Annotated in this window: 14 protein-coding genes; all 14 read left to right on the top strand. The window is 61.0% G+C overall.

The features are described 5' to 3' along the window. The first annotated feature begins 294 nt into the window (after nucleotides 1-294). The gene (gene tssA, locus AC1RL4_RS04405; protein WP_028939181.1) at nucleotides 295-1,332 is read left to right on the top strand and encodes a type VI secretion system protein TssA; all 1,038 of its coding nucleotides are present in this window, start codon (nucleotides 295-297) and stop codon (nucleotides 1,330-1,332) included. Nucleotides 1,333-1,412: 80 nt separating this feature from the next. Then, entirely contained in the window at nucleotides 1,413-1,922 is a 510-nt protein-coding gene (tssB, locus tag AC1RL4_RS04400; protein ID WP_007894500.1) for a type VI secretion system contractile sheath small subunit, read from the top strand. 15 nt (nucleotides 1,923-1,937) lie between these two features. Next, nucleotides 1,938-3,431: a type VI secretion system contractile sheath large subunit gene (gene tssC, locus AC1RL4_RS04395; protein WP_018927417.1), complete on the top strand. Its 1,494-nt coding sequence runs from the start codon at nucleotides 1,938-1,940 to the stop codon at nucleotides 3,429-3,431. An 86-nt stretch (nucleotides 3,432-3,517) separates the two neighbouring features. Beyond that, nucleotides 3,518-4,006: an Hcp family type VI secretion system effector gene (locus tag AC1RL4_RS04390; protein ID WP_018927416.1), complete on the top strand. Its 489-nt coding sequence runs from the start codon at nucleotides 3,518-3,520 to the stop codon at nucleotides 4,004-4,006. An 82-nt stretch (nucleotides 4,007-4,088) separates the two neighbouring features. Continuing rightward, on the top strand, nucleotides 4,089-4,547 hold the full coding sequence (locus tag AC1RL4_RS04385) for a type VI secretion system amidase effector protein Tae4 (RefSeq protein ID WP_028939182.1): 459 nt from the start codon (nucleotides 4,089-4,091) through the stop codon (nucleotides 4,545-4,547). Further along, entirely contained in the window at nucleotides 4,544-4,984 is a 441-nt protein-coding gene (locus AC1RL4_RS04380; protein ID WP_019580414.1) for a hypothetical protein, read from the top strand. The genes AC1RL4_RS04385 and AC1RL4_RS04380 overlap by 4 nt, the downstream gene beginning before the upstream one ends. Nucleotides 4,985-5,073: 89 nt before the next feature. Further along, nucleotides 5,074-5,493, top strand: coding sequence for a hypothetical protein (locus AC1RL4_RS04375; RefSeq protein WP_169342489.1), 420 nt, complete (start codon nucleotides 5,074-5,076; stop codon nucleotides 5,491-5,493). Then, nucleotides 5,487-5,999, top strand: a complete 513-nt coding sequence (tssE, locus tag AC1RL4_RS04370; protein ID WP_019580412.1) for a type VI secretion system baseplate subunit TssE — start codon at nucleotides 5,487-5,489, stop codon at nucleotides 5,997-5,999. The genes AC1RL4_RS04375 and tssE overlap by 7 nt, the downstream gene beginning before the upstream one ends. Continuing rightward, on the top strand, nucleotides 5,996-7,855 hold the full coding sequence (gene tssF, locus AC1RL4_RS04365) for a type VI secretion system baseplate subunit TssF (RefSeq protein WP_493119170.1): 1,860 nt from the start codon (nucleotides 5,996-5,998) through the stop codon (nucleotides 7,853-7,855). The genes tssE and tssF overlap by 4 nt, the downstream gene beginning before the upstream one ends. Next, nucleotides 7,819-8,871 carry a type VI secretion system baseplate subunit TssG gene (gene tssG, locus AC1RL4_RS04360; RefSeq protein WP_026331811.1) on the top strand — a complete coding sequence of 351 codons (1,053 nt, stop codon included), beginning with the start codon at nucleotides 7,819-7,821 and terminating at the stop codon, nucleotides 8,869-8,871. Before tssF ends, tssG begins: the two co-directional genes overlap by 37 nt. Then, on the top strand, nucleotides 8,864-11,542 hold the full coding sequence (gene tssH / locus AC1RL4_RS04355; RefSeq protein ID WP_230175584.1) for a type VI secretion system ATPase TssH: 2,679 nt from the start codon (nucleotides 8,864-8,866) through the stop codon (nucleotides 11,540-11,542). Before tssG ends, tssH begins: the two co-directional genes overlap by 8 nt. A gap of 48 nt (nucleotides 11,543-11,590) precedes the next feature. Continuing rightward, nucleotides 11,591-13,528, top strand: a complete 1,938-nt coding sequence (locus AC1RL4_RS04350) for a type VI secretion system Vgr family protein (RefSeq protein ID WP_230175585.1) — start codon at nucleotides 11,591-11,593, stop codon at nucleotides 13,526-13,528. 18 nt (nucleotides 13,529-13,546) lie between these two features. Then, the gene (locus AC1RL4_RS04345) at nucleotides 13,547-13,981 is read left to right on the top strand and encodes a DcrB-related protein (RefSeq protein WP_019580407.1); all 435 of its coding nucleotides are present in this window, start codon (nucleotides 13,547-13,549) and stop codon (nucleotides 13,979-13,981) included. A 12-nt stretch (nucleotides 13,982-13,993) separates the two neighbouring features. Further along, nucleotides 13,994-18,445, top strand: a complete 4,452-nt coding sequence (locus AC1RL4_RS04340) for an RHS repeat-associated core domain-containing protein (RefSeq protein ID WP_230175586.1) — start codon at nucleotides 13,994-13,996, stop codon at nucleotides 18,443-18,445. Nucleotides 18,446-18,447: the final 2 nt, after the last annotated feature.

Here is an 18,447-nt window from a genome sequence, read left to right as displayed (position 1 = left end):
TTTGCTGATCTTAACCGGTTTACGTGACAAAAAACCTGCATCAGTACCTTCCCTGACCTACCGGTCGCAAGGGTTGTTAAGCACCTCACATCTGTCACACAGGAGAAATAGCTTACCTTGACAAGCCATAAGTACTACACCAAAAATGAACAACTTTCTTGAATACAGTGATGGCACTTTAAGATCATAGAGGATCCAAAGGGCCATTACGCACAAGGAAACATGCGAAGTTCCACTTGGAGCTTACGTGTGAACTGCCCGATTCTGTCGCGGGCGATAGGGAGATCAATTTCAGTGGAAGTGCCTTTGCTGCTCGCCGCCGTTTCTGCGACTTCGCCTTGTGGCGAAGATCTGGAATACGACGCGGACTTTTTGCGCCTGGAACGCGATTCCCAAGGCCAGCCCGAGCGCAGCATGGGCGATTCGATATTGCCTGCCGAACCGCCTGAATGGCGCAGCATCCAGCAGCAAAGCCTGGACTTGTTGCAACGCAGCAAAGACCTGCGTATCACCCATTTCCTTTTGCAAAGCTCCCTTGCCCTGGAAGGTGTCACCGGCCTGGCCCGCGTCCTGACGCTGATCAGTGAATTGCTCAAGCAATACTGGGCCGACCTGCATCCACGCCTGGATGCCGAAGACGACAACGACCCCACCGTGCGCATCAATGCCCTCGCCGGCCTGGCATCCGATGCCACCATTCGCCTGCTGCGCGAAAGTATCCTGGCCCGTTCGCGAACCTTTGGCGCTGTCAGCCTGCGCGCCGCCGCCAACGCCAGCGGCCTGCAAAGCTTCCCTGACGAAAACCTCGGCGCCGAACAACTCGCCGGAGCGTTCCTCGACAGCGATCCCGAACAGTTGGACATCATCCGCAAAGCCTTGCACGAGGCCCGTAGCGCCGCCGAGACCATCGAGCAACACGTCAGCGAACAAGTCGGCTCCGCCCAAGGCGTTGACCTTGGCCCGTTGAAGCAACCGCTCAAAATGGCCTTGCAGATTCTCGGCCAGTTCGCCCCGCAGAGCGGCGACAGCCCCCTGCCCGATGCCATCAGCGACGACAGTGCCGCGCCGGTTGAATACCCCACCGCACCAAGCGCGCCGCGCAACGCCAGCACCAGCACCAGCACCGGCGAAATCAACAACCGTGACGACGTGCTGCGCAGCCTGGACCGGATTCTTGCGTATTACACCCGTCACGAGCCCTCCAGCCCCCTGCCGGTGCTGTTGAACCGGGCAAAGAATCTGGTGCACGCCGACTTCGCGGCGATCGTGCGCAACCTGATTCCCGACGGCATCAGCCAATTTGAAAACCTGCGCGGACCAGACAGCGAATAAAAGCGTACGGATCACGCAGTCACGTCACCGGCACCGCCGATGACGCCAACACCGTCGCTTGAGCGACCAGGAGCAGCAACGTGGCGAAGCAAAGTTCTCAGAAATTCATCGCGCGCAACCGTGCGCCTCGAGTGCAGATCGAGTACGACGTCGAGCTTTACGGCGCCGAGAAAAAGGTTCAGTTGCCCTTCGTGATGGGGGTTATGGCTGACCTCGCCGGCAAGCCCGCCGAGCCTCTGGCACCTGTGGCCGATCGCAAGTTCCTTGAAGTGGATGTGGACAACTTCGACTCCCGCCTCAAGGCCATGCAGCCACGCGTTGCGTTCCACGTGCCCAACGAGCTGACCGGCGAAGGCAACCTGAGCCTGGACATCACCTTTGAAAGCATGGACGACTTCAGCCCGGCCGCCGTGGCGCGCAAGGTCGACTCGCTGAACAAGCTGCTCGAAGCGCGCACTCAATTGGCCAACCTGCTGACCTACATGGACGGCAAGACCGGTGCCGAAGAAATCATCATGAAGGCCATCAAGGATCCGGCGCTGCTCCAGGCACTTGCCAGTGCGCCCAAGCCCGCCGAGCCTCAGGCTTAATCAGGACGAATGATCATGACCGATCCAGTACGCGCAAGCGCCCAGACACTGGGCACCACCGAAGAAGCCAGCGAGTTCGCCTCCCTGCTGCTGCAAGAATTCAAACCCAAGACCGAACGCGCCCGCGAAGCCGTCGAGACCGCCGTGCGCACCCTGGCCGAACAGGCCCTGGCGCAGACCGACCTGGTGTCCAACGACGCCATCAAGTCGATCGAGTCGATCATCGCCGCCATCGACGCCAAGCTCACCGCCCAGGTCAACCAGGTCATCCATCACCCGGAGTTCCAGCAACTGGAAAGCGCCTGGCGTGGCTTGCACTACCTGGTCAACAACACCGAGAGCGACGAGCAGCTCAAGATCCGCGTGCTCAACATCTCCAAGACCGACCTGCACAAGACCCTGAAGAAATTCAAGGGCACCGCGTGGGACCAGAGCCCGATCTTCAAAAAGATGTACGAAGAAGAATACGGCCAGTTCGGCGGCGAACCTTACGGCTGCCTGGTGGGCGATTACTACTTCGACCAGTCGCCGCCGGATGTCGAATTGCTGGGCGAACTGTCGAAAGTCTGCGCCGCCATGCACGCGCCATTCATTGCCGCCGCATCGCCGACCGTGATGGGCATGGGCTCGTGGCAGGAACTGTCGAACCCGCGCGATCTGACCAAAATCTTCACCACCCCGGAATATGCCGGCTGGCGCTCGCTGCGTGAATCGGAAGACTCGCGTTACATCGGCCTGACCATGCCGCGCTTCCTGGCACGCCTGCCGTACGGTGCCAAGACCGACCCGGTGGAAGCCTTCGCCTTCGAAGAAAACACCGACGGCGCCGACAGCTCCAAGTACACCTGGGCCAACGCCGCTTACGCGATGGCGGTGAACATCAACCGCTCGTTCAAACACTTTGGCTGGTGCTCGCGCATTCGTGGCGTGGAGTCTGGTGGTGAAGTGGAGAACCTGCCGGCGCACACCTTCCCGACTGACGACGGTGGCGTGGACATGAAGTGCCCGACGGAAATCGCCATTTCGGACCGCCGTGAAGCGGAACTGGCGAAGAACGGTTTCATGCCGCTGCTGCACAAGAAAAACACCGACTTCGCCGCGTTCATCGGCGCCCAGTCGCTGCAAAAGCCGGCCGAGTACGACGACCCGGATGCTACCGCCAACGCCAACCTGGCCGCGCGCCTGCCCTACCTGTTCGCCACCTGCCGTTTCGCCCATTACTTGAAGTGCATCGTGCGCGACAAGATCGGCTCCTTCAAAGAGAAGGACGAAATGCAGCGCTGGTTGCAGGACTGGATCCTCAACTACGTCGACGGTGACCCAGCGCACTCCACCGAAACCACCAAGGCCCAGCACCCATTGGCGGCGGCCGAAGTGATTGTCGAAGAGGTGGAAGGCAACCCGGGGTATTACAACTCTCGGTTCTACCTGCGCCCGCACTATCAGCTCGAAGGTCTGACGGTGTCGCTGCGCCTGGTATCCAAGCTGCCTTCGGCTAAAGGCGCGTAACACCGCCCTTGATGTGATCGCTCCCACGCTCAGCGTGGGAACGATCAGAAAAACACAACGTGGTAGACACCACACAGGGAGAGAACATGGCTGTTGATATTTTCATCAAGATCGGCGACATCAAGGGCGAGTCCATGGACAAGGCCCACAAGGACGAAATCGACGTCTTGAACTGGAGCTGGGGCATGTCTCAGTCCGGCAATATGCACGTGGGCGGCGGCGGCGGTGCCGGCAAGGTGAACGTCCAGGACCTGTCGCTGACCAAGTACGTCGACAAGGCTACACCCAACCTGATGATGCACTGCGCCAGCGGCAAGCACATCGACAAGGTCAAGCTGACCGTGCGCAAGGCCGGCGGCGAAAGCCAGGTCGAGTACATGATCATCAACCTGGAAGAAGTGCTGATCAGTTCCCTGAGCACCGGCGGCTCGGGCAGCGATGATCGTCTGACTGAAAACGTCACCCTGAACTTCGCCAAGGTGCTGGTGGACTACCAGCCGCAAAAAGCCGACGGCACCAAGGAAGGCGGGCCGATCAAGTTCGGCTGGAACATCCGCCAGAACGTCAAGGTGTAATCGAACGTGCCCCCGTCGTTATGCGCCGGGGGCATTTTGGTGCTTGCTCGAATCCAATCCTTTCCCATCCGGTGTCTGAGTCATGGCCAAGCCGTCGTTTATTAATTTGTGGAAAGCGTATTCCGATCTCCTGGTCACGTACCCTGATGCAAAGCCCTGTGATGGCCCTTGGGAAAACCAGTGTGCTATCCGCATGAGCATGACGCTCAACACAGAGCTGACCATCAAGGTCAACAAATCCACCTATACCGAACCCAAGTGTGCACATGAGCACGCCCGGGGTGCCGAGTCACTGGCGAACTGGTTGTGGAAACATCATCTGGGGCGGCCACTGATTCTCGGTGGAAGTGCCGAAGAACGTCGGAAGTTGCAAGACAAGACCGGGCTCATCTTCTTCAAGGATTGTTTCCAGCAGACAGGAGAGTCATCGGACAGTCGCACCGGCGACCATATCGACCTGTGGAATCGCGGCCTGACCATCGGCCGGTATAGCGACCCATCCTACCGATCCCGAGCCATCTGGTTCTGGGAGCTGACATGATCAAGTCCAGCCGAAACGCTGTGGTCCTGTGTTGCGTATTGTCGAGTGTATCCGCGTGCGCCGACCAGCAAGCCCCGTCTGCTGCCGCAGACCAGGTAGTCACCCTGGGCGCACAACAGCTGACACTGGAGAACGACCAGCAGCGCTGCGTGTTGCGTAAACCGGATCGGAGCGTGCTGCCACTTGAAATGCCATGGCCTTGCCAATTTGCGGTCGACCGCCAAGGCAAGCCGCACGTCGAGTCCTTCAACAATGTGCCGATTGCCATCGTGCTGCACATAAGCGTTGACCCTGCGAACAGTCGCGACTGTCGGTCCGAGTACCGCGCCGTACGCCAGATCAAAGGCCAGCTCGAACCTTCGGTGGTTTCTCGCAGTGCCAGTTGCCTGCGCGGTGCAGGCGATCAGAAAGACTACACAGCGCTTTTCACTTGGTAAGCGACTTCACATGCAATCACTTACGACTCTGCGCATCGCGCAAAACAGGTTGGGCTTTGAGGGTTGAAATGATCAAACGAACCCTGTTGATGCTGCTGTCCGGCTGCCTGCCGTTGAGCCTCAACGCCTGGGCCGGGCAGCAACCACTTGCTGCCCCCAGCAATGAAGTCATTGTCGCCGGACAAACATTGACTCTGGAAAACCACGATCAGCAATGTGCGTTACGCAAACAGGACCAAAGCATCTTGAAACTAGACATGCCGTGGCCTTGTTTTCTGAGTGTCAACCGTGAGGGTCAGCCACGGGTCGAAACCTTCAACAACGCCCAAATCATTATCGTGGAGCACTCCACGCCCGAGCCCCCTCCCAGCCGTGATTGTGACGCTCGGTATCAGGCCATCCGCCAAATCAAAGGTCAGCCCATGGAAGTGTCAAACGTCGCCCATAGTGCTGGCTGCATGACCGGCGGCATGGACCAGAAAAATTTCGTGGCGCATTTCTCGTGGTAACCGAAATCGCCACCCGTGATCGCCTGCAACCGTCCCTGCTGGATCGGTTGACCGACGACGACCCAAGCAACCTCAAGGAAAGCGCCGACAAGCGCGTACTGTCCCTGACCCAACTCAAAGCCTCGGTGCTGCGGGACCTGGCATGGCTGCTCAACACCACGTCATTGCTCAGCGCCGATGCGACGCTGCACACACCGGCCGGCACTTCGGTGGTCAACTTCGGGCTGCCAGCCCTGGCCGGCAACAGTGCATCGAACGTCGATATCGCGGCGCTTGAAGCACTGATCCACCAGGCCATCGCCACGTTCGAGCCGCGGATTCTGCGCCATACCCTGCGCGTGCGGGCCCGGGCATCAGCCGAGATGAATCACAACGCCCTGAGCTTCGAGATCGAAGGCGACCTCTGGGCCCAGCCAGTGCCGCTGCGCCTGATGCTGCAAACCGACCTGGACCTGGAATCCGGCCATGTGCGAGTGGTCAACGCCGACCAGCGGAGACACTCATGAACCCGCGCCTGCTGGAACTGTACAACCAGGAACTGCACCACGTGCGCGAAAGCGCGGCGGAGTTCGCCCAGGAATACCCGAAAATCGCCAGTCGGCTGACGTTGTCTGGCATGGACTGCGCCGACCCGTACGTCGAGCGCTTGCTGGAAGGGTTCGCCTACCTGACGGCGCGGGTACAGCTCAAACTCGATGCCGAATACCCGACCTTCACCCACAACCTGCTGGAAATCGCGTACCCCCATTACCTGGCGCCGACACCCTCGATGACCGTGGTGCAATTGCAGGCCGACCCCGATGAAGGCTCACTGAGCAGCGGTTTCCCGTTGCCTCGGGATACGGTTCTGCGCGCCGCCCTGGGTCGCGAAAGCCAAACCTGCTGTGAGTACCGCACCGCCCATGCGGTGACGTTGTGGCCATTGCAGGTCAGCCAGGCCGAGTACTTCGGCAACCCGTCCGCCGTGCTCGGGCGCCTGGCCGCCAGCGCCCCCAAGGCCAAGGCTGGCCTGCGCCTGACCCTGCGCACCGGTGCCGAACTGCCGTTCAACAGTCTGGCCCTGGACAACCTGCCGCTGTACCTCAACGGCGCCGACGAACAACCCTTTCGCCTCTACGAACAGTTGCTGGGTAACGCCTGCGCCGTCTTCGCCCGTCAGCCCGGCGGCGATTGGGTAGAACGCCTGCCCCAGGATGCACTGCGCTCCGTGGGGTTCGACGATACCGACGCCGCGTTGCCAGTGGTGTCGCGAGCCTTCCAGGGCTATCGTCTGTTGCAGGAATACTTCGCCCTGCCCCGCCGCTTTCTGTTTGTCGACTTCACCGGGTTGAGCCGGGCGGTCAAACGCTGCCAGGGCCAGGAGCTGGAATTGATCGTGCTGTTCGACCGTCACGATCCGAGCCTGGAAGGCAGTGTCGGTGCCGCACAGTTCCTGCCGTTCTGCACCCCGGCAATCAACTTGTTTCCCAAGCGCCTGGATCGCATCCACTTGTCGGAACGGGTGAATGAACACCATGTGATCGCCGACCGTACCCGGCCGATGGATTTCGAGATTCATTCCCTGACCGCCCTCACCGGCCACGGCACCGGGTCGGAACAGCCTTTTTTGCCGTTCTACGCCGTCCGCGATCCGTCTCGCTACGGCCGCGATCAGGCGTATTACACGGTGCGGCGCGAACCCCGTATGTTCTCCAGCGGTCAGCGGCGCAACGGCCCACGTTCGACTTACATCGGCAGCGAAACCTTCGTCAGTCTGGTGGACAGCCAGCAGGCGCCCTATCGTCACGACCTGCGCCAATTGGGCGTAACGGCGTTGTGCACCAACCGCGACCTGCCGCTGTTCATGAGCGTGGGTAACAACAAGACCGACTTCACCCTGGCCGACAGCGCGCCGGTAGCGGCGGTACGCTGCGTGGCAGGCCCGAGCCGCCCACGCGCCAGCCATGCCCACGACGCCAAGGCCTGGCGGTTGATCAGCCAGCTTTCGCTCAATTACTTGTCCCTCAGCGAGCAAGGCCAGGGCGCCGCCGCTCTGCGCGAGCTGCTGCGCCTGTATGGCGACGACAACGATGCAGCCTTGCAATTGCAGATCGAAGGCCTGCGCGAAGTCAGCAGCAAACCCTGCACCCGACGTTTGCCAATGCCGGGCCCGATCGTGTTTGGCCGCGGTATGGAAATCACCCTGGAATTCGATGAGAACGCGTTTCGTGGCACGGGCGTCTTTTTGCTCGGTGCAGTCTTCGAGCGCTTCCTGGCACGTTACGTGTCGATCAACAGTTTTACCGAGACGGTGATCCGTACCACCGAGCGCGGCGAGATCATGCGATGGAAAGCCAAACCCGGACGCCGTCCGACCCTGTGAATACCCTGGACGCGATGCACCAGCAGCCCTGGGAATACGACTTCTTCCAGGCATTACGGCGCATCGAGTGCGAATCGCCTGAGCTTCCGCGCCTGGGCCATTCGTTGCGCCTGGCCGATGACCCCTTGCGCCTTGGGCAACAGGCCGATTGCACCTTCGCCCCGGCGACCCTGGCCTCGGTACAGCCGGGCATCGACGGTTCGCCGGCGCGTCTGGAACAGTTCTTTTTTGGCCTCGGCGGCCCCAACGGCCCGTTGCCGCTGCACCTCACCGAATATGTGCGTGAACGCCAGCGCAACAACGCCGACAGCACCAGCAAACGCTTTCTGGATGTGTTCCATCATCGCCTGCTGAGCCTGTTTTACCGGGCCTGGGCCGAAGCACGACCGACAGTCAGCCATGATCGCCCGGACGATGACTACTGGTCGGCACGTCTGGCAGCGCTGAGCGGTCGAGGCATGCCGAGCCTGCTCAAACAAGGCCTGATACCCGACACGGCGAAGCTGCATTACAGCGGTCATCTGTCGGCACAAACCCGCTATCCCGACGGTTTGAAGGCAATCATCGGCGAGTACTTCGGCCTGCCGGTGGAGATCGAAGAATACGTCGGCCAATGGCTGGTGCTGCCGGAGCGCAGCCGCGTGGGCGTCAGCGCTCATCAATTGGGCGTGGATTTTTGCCTGGGCCGCTGCGTCTGGGATCGCCAGCACAAATTCCGCATTCGCCTGGGGCCGCTCAAGCTGGATGACTACATGAGCATGTTGCCCGGCAGCCCATCCTTCAATGAGCTGGTGGCCTGGGTGGCCGAATACCTGGGCCATGAACTGGACTGGGATCTGAACCTGGTTCTGAAACAGCCCGAAGTGCCGACACTGCAACTCAATGGCCGCTTCCGCCTGGGGTTCAATACCTGGGTGGGCAAGCCCGCAAAAGATGCCAAGGACTTAATACTCGCCCGGCATTACGCCGAACAAGCCAACACCTCACAGATCTCAAGGAGCCAAGAGCATGGGTGAAATCAGTCGCGCCGCGTTGTTCGGCAAACTAAATAGCGTGGCCTACAAAGCCATCGAAGCCGCCACCGTGTTCTGCAAGTTGCGCGGTAACCCTTATGTGGAACTGGCCCACTGGTTTCATCAGTTGCTGCAATTGCAGGATTCGGACCTGCACCGCCTCATCCGCCAGTTCAATATCGAGCCGGCGCGCCTGGCCCGGGACCTGACCGAAGCCCTGGACCGTTTGCCACGGGGCTCGACGTCAATCACTGACTTGTCTTCCCATGTGGAAGAAGCCGTGGAGCGTGGCTGGGTCTACGGCAGCCTGATGTTCGGCGAAAGCCAGGTGCGTACCGGTTATCTGATGCTGGGCATCCTCAAGACCCCGAGCTTGCGCCATGGATTACTGGGACTGTCGGCAGAGTTCGACAAGATCAAGGTCGAGGCCCTGAGCGAGCGTTTTGACGAGTACGTCGGCGACTCGCCGGAAAATGCACTCAGCGCCAGCGATGGTTTCAACGCCGGCAGCGTGCCCGGTGAAGCCAGTGGCGCCATGGCCCCAAGCGCCATGGGCAAGCAGGAAGCGCTCAAGCGTTTTACCGTCGACCTCACCGAACAAGCGCGCAGTGGCAAGCTTGACCCGATCGTCGGCCGTGACGAAGAGATCCGCCAATTGGTAGACATCCTCATGCGTCGTCGGCAGAACAACCCGATTCTGACCGGTGAAGCCGGCGTCGGTAAAACCGCCGTGGTCGAAGGTTTTGCCCTGCGCATCGTCGCCGGTGACGTGCCGCCGGCGCTCAAGGATGTGGAACTGCGCAGCCTGGACGTCGGCCTGCTACAGGCCGGCGCGAGCATGAAAGGTGAATTCGAACAGCGCCTGCGCCAAGTCATCGAAGACGTCCAGGCCTCACCAAAACCGATCATCCTGTTTATCGACGAAGCCCACACCCTGGTAGGTGCCGGTGGCGCCGCCGGCACCGGGGACGCGGCCAACCTGCTCAAGCCGGCTCTGGCCCGGGGTACCCTGCGCACCGTGGCCGCCACGACCTGGGCCGAGTACAAAAAGCATATCGAAAAAGACCCGGCCCTGACCCGCCGCTTCCAGGTGGTGCAAGTCGCCGAACCGTCCGAAGACAAGGCGCTGCTGATGATGCGCGGCGTGGCCTCGACCATGGAAAAACACCATCAGGTGCAGATCCTCGACGAAGCCCTGGAAGCCTCGGTCAAACTGTCCCATCGCTACATCCCCGCGCGCCAGTTGCCGGACAAATCCGTGAGTCTGCTGGACACCGCCTGCGCCCGGGTCGCCATCAGCCTGCATGCCGTGCCGGCCGAAGTGGACGACAGCCGTCGGCGCATCGAGGCGTTGGAAACCGAGCTGCAGATCATCGCCCGCGAGCACGCCATCGGCATCGTCATCGGCGCCCGCCAGACCCAAAGCGAAAACCTGTTGAGCGCCGAACGCGAACGCCTGGCCGAACTGGAAAACCGCTGGGCCGAAGAAAAAGCCCTGGTGGATGAATTGCTCGCCACCCGCGCCACCCTGCGCGAGCGCGTCGGTGTGGTGGACAGCGAGGACGGCAGCGAGACCAGCCACGCCTTGCGCGAAAAACTGGTGGACCTGCAACAGCGTCTCAGCGCCCTGCAAGGGGAAACGCCGCTGATTCTGCCGACGGTCGATTACCAAGCCGTGGCCTCGGTGGTCGCCGACTGGACCGGGATTCCGGTGGGGCGCATGGCCCGTAACGAACTGGAAACCGTGCTCAACCTCGACCTGCACCTGAAGAAACGCATCATCGGCCAGGACCACGCCTTGCAGATGATCGCCAAACGCATCCAGACCTCCCGCGCCGGCCTCGACAACCCGAGCAAGCCGATCGGGGTATTCATGCTCGCCGGCACCTCCGGCGTGGGCAAGACCGAAACCGCCCTGGCGCTGGCCGAAGCCATGTACGGCGGCGAGCAAAACGTCATCACCATCAACATGAGTGAATTCCAGGAAGCTCACACGGTGTCCACCCTAAAGGGCGCGCCACCGGGCTACATCGGCTATGGCGAGGGCGGAGTGCTGACTGAAGCCGTGCGGCGCAAACCCTACAGCGTGGTACTGCTGGACGAAGTGGAAAAGGCTCACCCGGATGTGCACGAGATCTTCTTCCAGGTCTTCGACAAAGGTGTGATGGAGGACGGCGAAGGTCGGGTGATTGACTTCAAGAACACCTTGATTCTGCTGACCACCAACGCTGGCACCGAGCTGATTGCCCAGGTCTGCAAAGACCCGCAAAACGTGCCGGAGCCCGAAGAAATCGCCAAGGCCCTGCGCCAACCGCTGCTGGAGATTTTCCCGCCGGCATTGCTGGGCCGGCTGGTGACCATTCCGTATTACCCGCTCAGCGACGAGATGCTCAAGGCCATCACCCGCCTGCAACTCAACCGCATCAAGAAGCGCGTGGAAAACACCCACAAGGTGGCTTTCGATTACGACGACGCGGTGATCGACCTGATCGTCTCCCGTTGCACCGAAACCGAAAGCGGCGGGCGGATGATCGACACCATCCTGACCAACAGCCTGCTGCCGGACATGAGCCGCGAATTCCTCACCCGCATGCTCGAAGGCAAAGCGCTGGCAGGCGTGCGGATCAGCGCCCGGGATAACGAATTGCACTACGACTTCAGCGACGCCGCCTAAGCGGCCCTCCTCCGTAGGAAGGAACCGAGCAGTGACAAGGGATAACTGATGCTATTCAAGCAACTCTCACGCCTGGCAAAGATCACCAGCCCCCTGGGGCCGGATGTGCTGTTGCTCAAGGACATGGGCGGAGACGAAGAATTGGGGCGGCTGTTCAGCTATGAGCTGCAGTTGCACTCGCTGGACAACGCCATCGACCTCAACCAGTTGCTCGGCAAACCCATGTGCCTGAGCCTGCAACTGGACGGCGGTGGCGAGCGTCATTTCCATGGCATCGTTGCCCGTTGCAGCCAGAACGTCGACCAGGGCCAGTTCGCCAGTTACCAGGCCACGCTGCGGCCCTGGCTATGGCTGCTGACCCGCACCTCCGATTGCCGGATTTTCCAGAACCTGACCATCCCGCAGATCATCAAGCAGGTGTTTCGCGACCTGGGTTTCTCGGATTTCGAAGATGCCCTGAGCCGGCCCTATCGCGAGTGGGAATACTGCGTGCAGTATCGCGAAACCAGCTTCGATTTCGTCAGCCGCCTGATGGAACAGGAAGGGATCTATTACTTCTTCCGCCATGAACAGGGTCGTCATGTGCTGGTGCTGGCCGATGCCTACGGCGCCCACACCAGCGCGCCCGGCTACGCCTCGGTGCCCTACTACCCCAAGAATGAACAGCAGCGCGAACGCGATCACATCCACGATTGGCACCTGGCCCAGCAAGTCCAGCCGGGTTCGCTGGAACTCAACGACTATGACTTCCAGCGCCCCAGTGCGCGAATTGACGTGCGCTCGGCCATGCCTCGTCCGCACACCGCCGGCGATTATCCGCTGTACGACTACCCCGGCACTTATGTGCAAAGCGCAGACGGCGAACACTACGCCCGCACCCGCATCGAAGCGTTGCAGACCCTGCACGAACAGGTCGAGCTGGCCGGTAACGCCCGAGGCCTGGGCTCGGGTCATTTGTTCAGCCTCACCGGCTTCAGCCGCCATGACCAGAACCGTGAATACCTTATCGTCGGCACCCGCTATTACATTTCCCAGGAAAGCGGGGAAACCGGTGGTGGCGCGCCTTCGGCACAGTTCGAAAGCAGCCTGACCTGCATCGACGCCCAACAAAGCTACCGCCCGCTGCCCAACACCCACCGCCCCATCGTCAAAGGCCCGCAGACCGCGTTGGTGGTGGGCCCCAAAGGCGAGGAAATCTGGACCGATCAGTTTGGCCGGGTGAAGGTGCATTTCTATTGGGACCGGCATGATCAGTCCAACGAAAACAGTTCGTGCTGGATTCGCGTGTCGCAATCCTGGGCCGGAAAAAACTGGGGCTCGATGCAGATCCCACGAATCGGCCAGGAAGTCATCGTCAGCTTCCTCGAAGGCGACCCGGATCGGCCGATCATCACCGGCCGCGTCTACAACGCCGAACAGACCGTGCCCTATGACTTGCCGGAAAACGCTACCCAGAGCGGCATGAAAAGCCGTTCGAGCAAGGGCGGCTCGCCGGCCAATTTCAACGAAATCCGCATGGAAGACAAAAAAGGCGCCGAGCAGTTGTACATCCATGCCGAGCGCAATCAGGACATCGTGGTCGAGGTGGATGAAAGCCACTCGGTGGGCCACGACCGCAACAAAAGCATCGGGCATAACGAGACGGTGACCATCGGCAACAATCGGCTGCGCATCGTCAAGCAGGAAGACATTCTGTCGGTGGGCCAGCGCAAGACCGACAGCATCAGCCAGAGCTACGTCATCGAAGTGGGCGAAAACCTGCGGCTGGTATGCGGCGAAAGCATCCTGGAGCTCAATGCCAGCGGCCAGATCAACCTGACCGGCGTGCAAATCAGCTTCTATGCCAGCGGTGACGCCGAGATCAACACCGGCGGCGTGCTGCACCTGAACAACGGCGGCGGCCCTGGCGCCACGCCTGACGGCCAGGGCGTCAAGGCCAGCATCGACGCCAATATCAATGCCGCGTTTCCCAAGCCCAAGGGCTAATCACGAGATCTGTGTTCCATGGCTTACCGAATCAATGAATTCCAGTTCCAGCTGCCGGCAAGCGAGCTGCAAGACGCGACGATCAACATCCTCAAGTTCCCCGAACTGGGCACCTCGCTGATAGTCAGCCGCAGCTTGCTGGCCGAGGGCGAAACACTGCAAAGCAACTTCGACGACCAGCTCAAGCGCCTGGAAAAACAAGTGCAGGACTTGCGTTTTCAGCCGGGCGTCGCCGTGCGCCTGGGCGCCAGCCAGGAGGTCGAAGGCATCGAGTTGCGCAGCCAGTTCAACAAGGGCAACGACAAAGTCTTCCAGTATCAGTTGGCGCTGGTATTGCCCGGCACCCGCAAAATGCTCGCCCTGAGCTACGTGAAGGCGGAAAAACTCGGCGATGCCGAAGCCGCGCATTGGGCAACCATCAAGAGTTCGCTGTTGTTCGACGTTCCGGCCTGATGAGCACCCTGCATGTCTGACGCACTCTGGGCCGCCCGCCTGGGCGATGCACTCGACCACACCTCGATGATGGCCGACATCCTCGGCGGTGTGCTGGAGGTGGCGGCCAATATCGCGATCACCGCGGTGGCGACGGCTGCCGTGGTGGCGGCGACGGGCATCACCGTCGTCACCGGCGGCCTCGGCTGCTTCCTGCTCGGCGCGGTGGTGGGCACCATCGTCGGCCTTGCCATGAGCAAGACTGGAGCCGACAAGGGCTTGAGTAATCTGTGCGAGAGCTTCAGCAATGCGCTGTTTCCGCCCACGGTGCAGGCGACGATTCTCACCGGTTCCACCAACACCCTCACCAACAACATCCCCGCCGCCCGCGCCGCCGGGGCGATCCCGTCCCATGTCGCGCCGGCCGGCACCGAGCTGGAGGCACCCGAGCCCGAAGCCGAGCCCAGCTATCTGGACATGGCCGAGAGCTTCTTCTCGCAGATGTGGCGCCCCACCGTCGCCACCCCAGCGCCCGGCGCCGTACCCAAGCCGCTGGACCTGGTCACCTGCATGAAGCATCCGCCGATGCCGCCGCAGTTTCTGGCCGAGGGCTCGGACAAAGTCACCATCAACGGCCAACCGGCCGTGCGCAGCGGCGACCGCACCACCTGCGACGCCAAGGTCGTATCGTCCGGGCTGATCTCATCGAACGTGACCATTGGTGGCGGTTCGGTGGTGGTGCGCGAGATCCGCAGCGGCAAGACCCCGGGCGTGGGGCTGGCGGTCACCGCGTTGCTGATGCTCAAGGGCAGCAAGGGCAAGTTCTTCAGCAAACTGCCGTGCATGCTGATCGGCGGCGCGGCATCGATGGCCGTCAGCAGCGCCATGGGCGCCATGGCCAACGCCGCCATGGGTTCGTCGAATCCGGTGCATGCCGCCACCGGGGCCAAGGTGCTGGGTGGGGACGAAGAGCTGGATTTCGTGCTGCCGGGCATCTTGCCGATCGATTGGCAGCGCTTCTACAACAGCCGTGACGAACGCCGCGACGGGTTGTTCGGCGCAGGCTGGAGCGTGTCCTACGAGGTGTGCGTTGAAATCCTGCCTCACCCGGAGGGTGGAGAAACGCTGGTCTACACCGATGAGCAGGGCCGGCGTATCGACATGGGTTCGATTCCTCTGGGCGGCGCGGTGTTCAGTGCGGGTGAAGGGCTGAGTGTTCGGCGACACGTCAATGGGCAGTTGTTGATTGAAAGTACGGACGGGTTGTACCGGCTGTTCGACCCGACGCCGGGATATGCATCGCTGCTGCGCCTGAGCCAGCTCGGAGACCGCAACGACAATCGCATCCACCTCGACTATGGCGATGACGGGCGCCTGCTGCAGCTCCGAGACACCTTCGATCTGGTCAGCATTGAGCTGATCTACGATGCGCGCTGGCGCCAACGGGTCAGCCGGATCGAGCGATTGTATGCAGACCAGCGCCGCGAAGTGCTGATGCACTACGGCTACGATACCCAGGGTGATCTAATCGAGGTGCGCCAGTCCAACGGGCAGGTGAAACGTCAGTTTGCCTATGACACCGGACGCCGTATGGTCGAGCATCAGTTGCCGACCGGGCTGCGTTGCTTCTACGAATGGGCGTTGGTTGAAGACCTTGAATGGCGCGTGGTCCGCCACTGGACCGACGCGGGCGACCAATACACCTTCGACTATGACCTGGCAGCCGGGACCACACGCATCACCGACGGTCTGAATCGGGTCAGCACGCGTCACTGGGATGCTCAGTACCAGATCATCGAAACTACCGACGCGCTGGGACGTACCTGGACATTCCGGTGGAATGACGAAAACCAATTACTTGGGGCGACCGATCCTGCGGGCGGGCAGCATCAATTCAGCTACGACGAAGCGGGAAATCTCAGCGAGACTCGCGACCCGCTCGGGCGCAGCGAATCAACCCTGTGGCTGGAACACTGGGCCTTGCCGCTGGCAGAAACCGATGCGGCTGGAAATACCTGGCTGTATCACTATGACTCACACGGCAACTGCATCCGCGAAACCGACCCGTTGGGCCACGTCACCCGCTATCGCCATGATGCCCACGGCCAGGTCGTGGAGATCATCGACGCCAGCGGCAAGCGCAAAACATTACGCTGGACGGCACTCGGCCAACTCAGTGAACACACCGACTGTTCCGGTTTCACCACGCGGTTGAGTTACTGCGAGCGTGGGTTGCTGCTCACCAGTACCGATACGCTGGGCGAACGCACGCGTTTCACCTACGACGACCAGGGCCGGTTGCTCAGCAAGCAACTGCCAGACGGGCGCACTGAACATTATCAGCGTGACGCGAGCGGCCAGCTGATCGGCTACTGCGACCCCGCCGGGCACACCACTCACTTCGAGCACACATTGGGTGGTCACCTGCGTCTGCGCACCGACGCCCACGGTCGCCGGGTGGAATTGAACTACGACGTCTATGGTCGCCTGCAAACCCTGACCAATGAGAACGGCGAACGCTATATGTTTGCCTGGGATTCCAGCGACCGGCTGATTGCGCAACATAGCCTGGACGGCAGCCTCAAACGCTATGCCTACGACCCGCTGGACAACGTCACTCGCGTGGAGGCACTCACCGCTCCCGGTAGCACGGACCTGGACCTTTCGCCGCAAGCGCCTGTCGTCCATGACTTGGAACGCGATGCGGTGGGTCGATTGGTGGCCAAGGTCACCGAGGATGGTCGCACCGAGTACTGCTATGACGCGCTGGATCAAGTCACCGCCATCACCTTCACCAGCCACACGGGCGAGCAACAGAACCTGGGCTTCAGTTACGCCCCCCTTGGACAACTGATCGCCGAACAGAGCTGGGCCGGACGCCTGGAGCATCGCTATGACGAACTGGGCAACCTGACCCAGACGCTGCTGCCTGATGGCCGATGGCTGAACCGCCTGCATTACGGCAGTGGTCATCTGCATCAGATCAACCTCGAAGGTCAGGTCATCAGTGACTTCGAACGCGATCGCCTGCACCGCGAAGTGCTGCGAACCCAGGGGCGCCTCAATACCCGTAGCGAATACGACCGCAGCGGCCGCCTGCGTACCCGCCAACGTCGGCACCAGAGCCAGTCCGCGCTGCTGCCACCGGCAACGAAAAGCCAATTTGGTTATGACGCCAGCGATCAACTGGTCGAACGTTTCGACAGCCAACCCGACGCCCAGCACCGCCAACTGCTGCACTACGACGCCACAGGTCGCATCCTCGCCAGCCAAGACAATGTCCAGGGCCAGCGCGAAGCGTTTGCCTATGACCCCGCCGCCAACCTGCTCGATGGTTTATCGACGGGCGCAGGTCTGGTGCTGCATAACCGACTGCTGACCTTTCAGGACAAACGTTACCGTTATGACGGCTTCGGCCGTATGGTTGAAAAACGCAGTGCCCAACGCGGTGTCCAGCGCTTCAGTTATGACGCCGAGCAGCGTCTGGTGGAAGTTCGCAACAACGACGGTTCGGTAGTGAAGATGACCTACGACCCTATGGGCCGGCGCATCGAAAAAGCCGAGTATGACCGCCACTCGACCCTGCTGAGCCGAACCCGCTTTACCTGGGATGCGTTGCAACTGTTGCAGGAGCATCGAAATAACCAGACCAGCCTCTACATTTACGCCGACGAGGGCCATGAACCGCTGGCGCGGGTCGACGGGCTGGGTGAGCAACAGAAAGTCCGTTACTACCACAACGACCTCAACGGCCTGCCCGAGCAACTCTCGGAAAGTGACGGCCACACGCTCTGGCAAGCTCGTTACCAGGTCTGGGGCACCACGGCTGAAGAGTTGCGCGAGCCGTATTACATCGAAGAACAGAACCTGCGGTTCCAGGGCCAATACCTGGATCGGGAAACCGGGCTGCACTACAACACGCTGCGCTTCTACGACCCGGACATCGGGCGCTTTACCACACCGGACCCCATCGGGCTGGCTGGTGGGCTGAACCTCTACCAATACGCGCCAAATCCGGTGAGCTGGATCGATCCCTTGGGGCTGATGAAATGCTCGAGCCCGCCAAAGGGCCGAAAAGTCAGCCGAACGGTTTACCGTTTCGAAGAGCCTGGACGTATCAGCACGACCTGGACCGCCCACAAGTGGAACGTTGCATCAACTCACCGTTACACCGCCTCGGGACTGGGTGGAGTCTATGGCGCGAACTCGCGAAAAACCGCATTAGGGGAAGTCACTCACTGGAAAGTCGACTTGTCCACGCGAGTGCTGGTCAGCAAAAAAGTGCAGCTCAACAACGTTCTGGACCTGACCCGCGCCGATGTGCGCAAACAAATGGGGGTCAGCCTCAAAAGCATTACCGGTTCGAAATACACCGAGACTCACCAGATTGGCGCCTGGGCGAAAGCCAACGGCTATGATGGGATCCTGGCGCCGTCAGCCCGTAACCCGACCGGCAGCAACTTAATTTCCTTTGCAGGTTTTTGAAG

Source organism: Pseudomonas sp. GW822-FHT07A10 (assembly GCF_058798795.1).
The sequence above is the reverse complement of the archived record's forward strand: the minus strand, read 5'-3'. Positions and strand labels throughout refer to the sequence as shown.

Bases quoted from the DNA above. Each gene is read 5' to 3' on its own strand.
- tssC (WP_018927417.1), top strand. From the start codon at position 1,938: ATGACCGATCCAGTACGCGCAAGCGCCCAGACACTGGGCACCACCGAA.
- tssH (WP_230175584.1), top strand. From the start codon at position 8,864: ATGGGTGAAATCAGTCGCGCCGCGTTGTTCGGCAAACTAAATAGCGTG.
- AC1RL4_RS04385 (WP_028939182.1), top strand. From the start codon at position 4,089: ATGGCCAAGCCGTCGTTTATTAATTTGTGGAAAGCGTATTCCGATCTC.
- AC1RL4_RS04345 (WP_019580407.1), top strand. From the start codon at position 13,547: ATGGCTTACCGAATCAATGAATTCCAGTTCCAGCTGCCGGCAAGCGAG.
- AC1RL4_RS04340 (WP_230175586.1), top strand. From the start codon at position 13,994: ATGTCTGACGCACTCTGGGCCGCCCGCCTGGGCGATGCACTCGACCAC.
- AC1RL4_RS04390 (WP_018927416.1), top strand. From the start codon at position 3,518: ATGGCTGTTGATATTTTCATCAAGATCGGCGACATCAAGGGCGAGTCC.
- tssF (WP_493119170.1), top strand. From the start codon at position 5,996: ATGAACCCGCGCCTGCTGGAACTGTACAACCAGGAACTGCACCACGTG.
- AC1RL4_RS04380 (WP_019580414.1), top strand. From the start codon at position 4,544: ATGATCAAGTCCAGCCGAAACGCTGTGGTCCTGTGTTGCGTATTGTCG.
- AC1RL4_RS04350 (WP_230175585.1), top strand. From the start codon at position 11,591: ATGCTATTCAAGCAACTCTCACGCCTGGCAAAGATCACCAGCCCCCTG.
- AC1RL4_RS04375 (WP_169342489.1), top strand. From the start codon at position 5,074: ATGCTGCTGTCCGGCTGCCTGCCGTTGAGCCTCAACGCCTGGGCCGGG.
- tssG (WP_026331811.1), top strand. From the start codon at position 7,819: ATGGAAAGCCAAACCCGGACGCCGTCCGACCCTGTGAATACCCTGGAC.